Genomic DNA, 6,563 nt, shown 5'->3' on the forward strand with positions numbered 1-6,563 from the left:
TGCTTCTATAGCGGCTTTGTACCATTCGGAATTTTTTATTTCTTCAAAATTTACATTGGATAGAGTAGTAATGTTTCCTGCTGCTATGCTGCGCTTTTCGTCAATTAAAAGGGCTATACTGTCGATGTACTTATTACTTAGAGTATAGCTGTTTAATAATGACTGTACAGTCTGCAGCTTTTGAATGAAGTCATAGGTTTGCATCTGCTCTTCTTTTATCAATAGAAAATCTTGTATGTCTTCATTTGTAAATATTTGCAGGGAAGTACTATCAATCGTTGAGAAGATCAATTCAATATATCGCGATATCTGTTCCATGGCTTGGATGGTAGATTGAGCAGCGGTCTGCTGTATGGCTTTTTCCGCTGTGCCCTTGGAATAATACCCGAGGATGGATATGGGGATGATCATTATGAGAAAGGCTGCTATGAGTTTATTGCTTATGCTGTTTAAACGAAAGGATTTTATCTCATCCAATGTCTTTGCCACGTCTTTTGCAAGGGTATGATACCCTTGCTTTCCCTCCTTTCTGTCATGTTAAATTTAGTGTTGTCATAATTTGTTATAAGTTCAAATAATATTTCTACATAAAATACCAAAATCCTTCTTAAGTCTAAAAAATGTGAAAAAAGACCTAGATTTAATAGATAGGAGCTTTTTTGCGCTTCTTCTTTTGTGTATAATTTATATTTATAGAGGTAGAAATTTTCTGGAAAGGGTGCAATATGGATGAGTGCACAGCAAAGAATTATGGTGGTGGATGATGATCCCAATATATGCCAGCTTATAAGGCTGTATCTGGAAAAGGAGGGTTATCAGGTTGAGCATTGCCTAGACGGAATATCGTGCATTGAATCCTTCAAAAACAATCCACCCAACCTGGTAATATTGGATATAATGCTCCCAGGAATGGATGGCTGGGAGGTATGCAAGGAAATTCGTAAGATAAGCGACATCCCAATTATAATGCTTACCGCCAAAGGGGAAACGTTTGACAAGGTGCTGGGATTGGAATTAGGGGCTGATGACTACATCGTGAAGCCCTTTGATCCCAAGGAACTGGTTGCCAGGGTCAAGGCAGTTTTGCGCAGATCGAAGGCTACGGGCATCAGAGAGAAGATAGTATCCTATCCAAACTTAACTGTGGACATTGGCAATTATACCGTAGAATACCACGGAAAGACGATGGAGCTTCCACCCAAGGAGTTAGAGCTATTGTACTTTTTAGCTTCACATCCCAACAAGGTATTTACAAGGGAACAGCTGCTGGACCGCGTATGGGGGTATGACTTTTACGGTGATACCCGGACTGTGGATGTCCATATAAAGAGGCTGAGGGAAAAATTTTCAGATCCTACCGATGTATGGCATATAAAGACGGTTTGGGGTGTGGGGTACAAATTTGAGGTGAAGTAGATGATGTTTCGTTCGATATTTACCCGTTTAATGGTCACTTATTTTGTGATCATAGTCGTTACCATTGTAATACTGGGATTGCTTCTGTCAACCTTTTTTATGGATTACACTTTTAGCAAAAAAGAACAGGAACTCATAAGGGAGGCCCAGGAGCTTAACCCTTATATCGAAATGTACAGCATGGGGCTTATGGACCAACGGTCATTGTATAGCTATTTTAAGATCATCGATCGCTTTTTGAATACCACCATATGGGTAAGCGATGGGCTGGGCTATATCTGGATTGCCTACAGCCCTTCAAAAGAAGATCAGGAGAGATGGCAGGAACAAAAGCTTACCGAACAGGAATTCATCCAGATATTGAAGGGAAATATCATTACCAAGACCGGACAATTTGGCGGCCGTTTTAACACGCCGGTTTTGACCGTAGGGGTGCCCTTGAGGATTAACGGAAGGATTAGGGGTGCCATATTCTTGCATTCTCCCGTAGAAGGGATCAGGCGTACCATGTATGACATCTACAGGAATATATGGTGGGCTGCTTTTATCTCTGCAGGCCTTTCGGTAGTGCTGCTTTACTGGATGTCCCGCCGCATATCAAACCCATTGATAGAGATGAACGAAATTTCCCGGGAATTTGCAAGAGGGAATTTCAAGCGTCGGGTTAAAGTGGTCACAAAGGATGAAATTGGCCAGCTGGCCATTAATTTCAATGCTATGGCCGATTCTCTGGAAAAACTAGAAGATATGCGCAGGAGTTTTGTGGCCAATGTATCACACGAATTGCGTTCACCACTTACCTCCATCATGGGCTATATCCAGGGAGTTTTGGATAATACCATAAAGCCGGAAGATATGAAAAAGTACTTAAGCATAAGCCTGGCAGAAGCTCAGAGGCTTAGCAAGCTGATCGATGAGCTTTTAGACCTTACGCAGATCGAATCGGGACAATTCCCTCTCAAACTTTCGGTATTTGACGTCAATGAGCATATCAGGCGTTCGCTCATCTCGCAGGAAGAGAGGATAAACCAAAAAGGCATAGAGGTGGAGGTCGACTTTCAAGATGAACACTGCTGGGTGGAAGCCGATGCTGATAGAATTCAACAGGTGATAATAAACTTGCTGGACAATGCCATAAAGTACAATCGGGAAAACGGCAAGCTGATCATAAAGACCTGGAAGCACAGGGATAAGGTTTATGTGAAGATTCAAGACCAAGGGCCGGGCATCCCGAAGGAAGATATTGTGCATATATGGGAGCGGTTCTATCAGGTCGATAAGTCAAGAAGCGGTAAGGACAGGGGAAGAGGCCTGGGACTATCCATCGTAAAAAAGATCATAGAACAGCATGAGCAGAATATATGGGTCAACAGCCGGCTGGGTGAGGGGACGGCATTTATATTTTCCTTGAAGGCGTCCAAAAGGCCAGAGAGGGCTCCACGGTAAAAATTATTTACAAGACGTTCATATTTTGTTAAAAAAGAAAGTTTATAATTAAAGCGTAGAGTAAATGAAAGATAAATTTAATCAACTAGGGGGTGTGGAGCATGAGGGAATTCTATGAATTCGATGAACAGCAATATCAGGGCAAAGGCAGAATATGGAAGTATATAACCATAGCGGTGGTCTTCACTTTATTGGGAGCCATTGGCATGTATTACATGCTGCCATACATCAGCGATGATAATTCAAAAAATGCCGTTGTTACGCCAAGCGAACAAGAGAAAAATGTTGCCCAGAGTAATCAGGCCAGCGAGGGAAAAGATGAGAATGAAGTTCCCGAACTGGGTTACAAGGGGGATTTGTTCATTACTTCAGATAATCCTGTGGTGGAGATTGCCGAAAAGGTCGGCCCGGCTGTGGTAGGCATAACCAACAAGAGCATTATAACCTATAGGGACTGGTTCTTTGGCGATGTATACATGCAGGAGCAGGAAGGTTATGGATCAGGCATCATACTCAGCGATGAGGGATATATAGTCACCAATGCACATGTGGTGGAAGGCGCCAAGGAAATATATGTGGTGTTTCAAGGGGAAAAGCAGGTAAAGGCTCAGCTTGTGGGTATAGATACCGCCAGCGATGTGGCAGTTGTGAAGGTGGACCCTGAAGATCTGAAGGAAGTGAAATACGCTGTAGCAAAGATAGGGGATTCGGATAAGGTCCGTCCTGGAGAGTTAGCTGTGGCTATAGGAAATCCGTTGGGACATGAACTTGCAGGGACCATAACGGTGGGGGTAATAAGTGCTGTAAATCGTACCCTCGTTATTGACCAAAAACCCATGAACCTGATACAGACCGATGCGGCAATAAATCGTGGCAACAGTGGCGGGGCGCTGGTCAACGCCAGAGGCGAAGTCATAGGGATGAACACGTTGAAGGGAAGTGGGACTGAAGGCTTGGGCTTTGCCATACCCTCTAACGAATTTTTGCCCATAGTGAAGGAATTGATTAAAAACGGGACTGTGGTGAGAGAAGGAAAGAGACCGGGGCTTGGAATTCTGGGTCAGGAAATTACTGCATCAGATGCTAGAAGGCTCAATTATCCACGGGGGATTTATGTACAAGCGGTTATGCAAAATGGAGCTGCAGCGAAAGCTGGGATTCAACCCGGCGATGTGATCATAGGGATTGACGATAAATCCATAACCACATACGATGAATTGAAGAACATCTTAAACCAGCATAAAGTTGGGGATGTAGTAAAGGTAAAGGTATGGCGTGACGGCAAGGAGTACGTATTCCGCGTAACCCTACAAGCGTTAGAGTAATAAAAATGAGCGCTCTTCTTAGAGCGCTCATTTTTATTCTTGTTTAATTAGGCCAGGGCTGCTTTAACTTTAGCGGCGATACACATACTTAGCCAGTATGCGTGGTATGCCTTCATGATTCCCCCATCTATTGCCAAATATTCTCACCTTGTTTCCTGATCTGACGGACAAGCCATTCCAATGCTCTACGTACACCAGCTGCTCGGATGAACTGTCGCTCGATACATCAACGGTAAAGGCGCTTTTATCCCCCAGGGCTATTATATCCTTTACGATTCCTTCAAATACGAATATTCTGCCGTTGTGGAGTTCCGGGTTGGATTTGAGTTCGTCATAGTCCAAGGCCCAGGCGCGCCTAGTGTATTCCGATTCGCTTGACAGGCGCTCGATTACCAAATTCAACTTTGATTCTCCTTGGCCTTCCACCCGGGCCGTTATGGTACATGGAGTATATCCGGATACGTTAGCTTTTACATAAAGAGTGAAATTTCCGGTTTCAGGGTCAATGGTAGGCTGCGACCTCGTCTCAAGGCTTGCTTCCAGCACGGCTTGTGGATGGGTGGTACCGGTGATCTTTGCCCAGCTGTCGCTCGTCTGTACCGGTATGGGCTGATCTATGGTCAACGGTACCTCCATAACCTCCCTTTTTAAAACGATGTAGCGTATGTGATCGGCATAGCCCGGTGTGGATACCCGGATTTCATATACGTTTTCAGGCTCATCGGGGACTTCCACTTCTTTTTCCAATCTGCCTTCCTCATCAACGAGATCGCTATAGTTATTGCCATTTATTAATACCTGGGAACCCGGTTCCACCTCGAGTATTATCCGGTATTTTTTACCTTCTACCATGGTTTCGTCCGATTCGGGATGTATCAAAGTCAAGGGCGCCAAAGGCTGAGTTAAGGTAAAAGTTACCTTTTCTTTTGTATCCGGTAAATCCTCACCATGGATGGTGATGTCAAGCTCTATTACGATTTCGTCCTCTTTCTGGCCCTGTGAAAAATACGAGTATAGAAAGGCGTCTTCGTACACTATTTCTGCTTTGCCGTCTATGACGGGATATACCTTGCCCAGAACCTCCACGCTTTCACCATTGCTAGCGTTTACGATGATCTTATGGGCAGGCTTTCCATCGATGGTTGTAGCTTCCACTGAGGTGGATGCTATAACATTTGTCCCGTAACCAGCGGTTTTGTCTTTTGAGCGCCAAATCTGATCCACCATGATATAGCTTATAAACAGGAATACGGCCAGCACCATGATGGCTGTGCATATCTTGGCAGTGCGCTTGGCCAACGTAGAGCCTTTATCTTTACGATGGCGCCTGAGGGGAAATTGTTGCATGTACTCAGGCTCTTCAAAAAACCAATCTAAGGCCTCGTCATTCCATATGTTGTCCCTATCGGTTTTAAACAGGTAATCGAGATCGAGGTCTTGGTCAGATGTTTTTTCTTCATCGGTTAATGGCTGGTCAGCTGTTTTTTCATCTATTTGTAGCTGGTCAACCATCTCTTCATGGCTGGTTGGCTGATCAATCTCAGGTTTTTTGGAGTGCTCCTTTTCATAGGGGGTTACCTCTTCCCGATCCTTTACCAGTTTATATCCGCAATAGTAACAGTAACGGTGATAGTAATTATTTCTGGTACCACAATTTGGACACAGCATGGAAAGACCTCCCTTCCTTGATAATAAAAAAATTCGCAAGTTTCACCAAAAATCCTTCAATTTAGATAAAAATTTCAGGGCACCTGAATTTTTATTAGGGGGTTTTAATATAACCAAAATCGTGCTACAATTATTTACAAAGCCATATAAAAGCCATATAAAATAATGATTTGTAAAGGGGGATAAGCTTTTAATGGATTACTTTCATGAAGAATCGGTAACCAAGATAAATTCCGGTTTAAATTCGGTGATCTATGTTATATGTTATATTGGCATGATCATATTTGGGTTGTTTGCCCTACAGGGGCTTGCAAGCATAATGAACGGCATCATAAACATATCTAACATAATCTTTATGCTGGTATGCGGAGGGCTTGCCTACGGCTGTTTTGTGCTCAAGAACAATCAGAGGATTGAGTACGACTATACCTTTACAAACGGAATTTTAGATATAGCTAAGATTATCAATAACAGCAAAAGGAAAAAGCTTCTGTCGGTGGATATAAAGGATTTTGAGGTGATTGCCCCCATAAGCGATGAGGGCTTTAAGCGTATGCTTCATCACAAGGGGATTCAAAAGAGATATAACTATTTTCTCAATCGCGGGCCGAGGCTTTATTACGGTATTTTCACCCAGGATGGCGTCAAATCGATGTTGGTGTTCGAACCCAGCGACAAGCTGGTGGAGCTTTTCAAGATATTCAATCC

General features: G+C 43.4%; 6 protein-coding genes. 4 read left to right on the forward strand and 2 right to left on the reverse strand.

Annotation, left to right across the window (positions count from 1 at the left end; all coding sequences use genetic code 11):
* Positions 1–489: hypothetical protein (locus FWJ59_RS06980; protein WP_414481235.1), on the reverse strand; the 489-nt coding region annotated here is incomplete at its 3' end.
* Between the two features lie 240 nt (positions 490–729).
* On the opposite strand from FWJ59_RS06980, the gene FWJ59_RS06985 reads away from it, so the two are divergent.
* The 3 genes from FWJ59_RS06985 (at position 730) to FWJ59_RS06995 (ending at position 4,187) form a co-directional block, all read left to right on the forward strand.
* Complete coding sequence (locus FWJ59_RS06985) at positions 730–1,416, forward strand: response regulator transcription factor (RefSeq protein WP_414481236.1); 687 nt, start codon at positions 730–732, stop codon at positions 1,414–1,416.
* Between the two features lie 3 nt (positions 1,417–1,419).
* Positions 1,420–2,862 (forward strand): ATP-binding protein, encoded by a 1,443-nt coding sequence (locus tag FWJ59_RS06990; RefSeq protein WP_414481237.1) that lies wholly within the window; start codon positions 1,420–1,422, stop codon positions 2,860–2,862.
* A 101-nt stretch (positions 2,863–2,963) separates the two neighbouring features.
* Positions 2,964–4,187, forward strand: a complete 1,224-nt coding sequence (locus FWJ59_RS06995) for a S1C family serine protease (protein ID WP_414481238.1) — start codon at positions 2,964–2,966, stop codon at positions 4,185–4,187.
* Positions 4,188–4,256: 69 nt separating this feature from the next.
* Here FWJ59_RS06995 and FWJ59_RS07000 read toward each other — a convergent pair whose 3' ends face one another.
* Positions 4,257–5,855, reverse strand: coding sequence for a hypothetical protein (locus FWJ59_RS07000; RefSeq protein WP_414481239.1), 1,599 nt, complete (start codon positions 5,853–5,855; stop codon positions 4,257–4,259).
* A 193-nt stretch (positions 5,856–6,048) separates the two neighbouring features.
* On the opposite strand from FWJ59_RS07000, the gene FWJ59_RS07005 reads away from it, so the two are divergent.
* Positions 6,049–6,563 (forward strand): DUF6106 family protein (locus tag FWJ59_RS07005; RefSeq protein ID WP_414481240.1); only part of this gene is annotated, 515 nt, incomplete at its 3' end.

Source organism: Caldicoprobacter sp. (assembly GCF_047459465.1).
GTDB lineage: Bacteria > Bacillota > Clostridia > Caldicoprobacterales > Caldicoprobacteraceae > Caldicoprobacter.

Excerpts from the sequence above, each read along its gene's own strand:
- FWJ59_RS06985 (WP_414481236.1), top strand. The coding sequence starts at position 730 with ATGAGTGCACAGCAAAGAATTATGGTGGTGGATGATGATCCCAATATA.
- FWJ59_RS06990 (WP_414481237.1), top strand. The coding sequence starts at position 1,420 with ATGTTTCGTTCGATATTTACCCGTTTAATGGTCACTTATTTTGTGATC.
- FWJ59_RS06995 (WP_414481238.1), top strand. The coding sequence starts at position 2,964 with ATGAGGGAATTCTATGAATTCGATGAACAGCAATATCAGGGCAAAGGC.
- FWJ59_RS07000 (WP_414481239.1), bottom strand. The coding sequence starts at position 5,855 with ATGCTGTGTCCAAATTGTGGTACCAGAAATAATTACTATCACCGTTAC.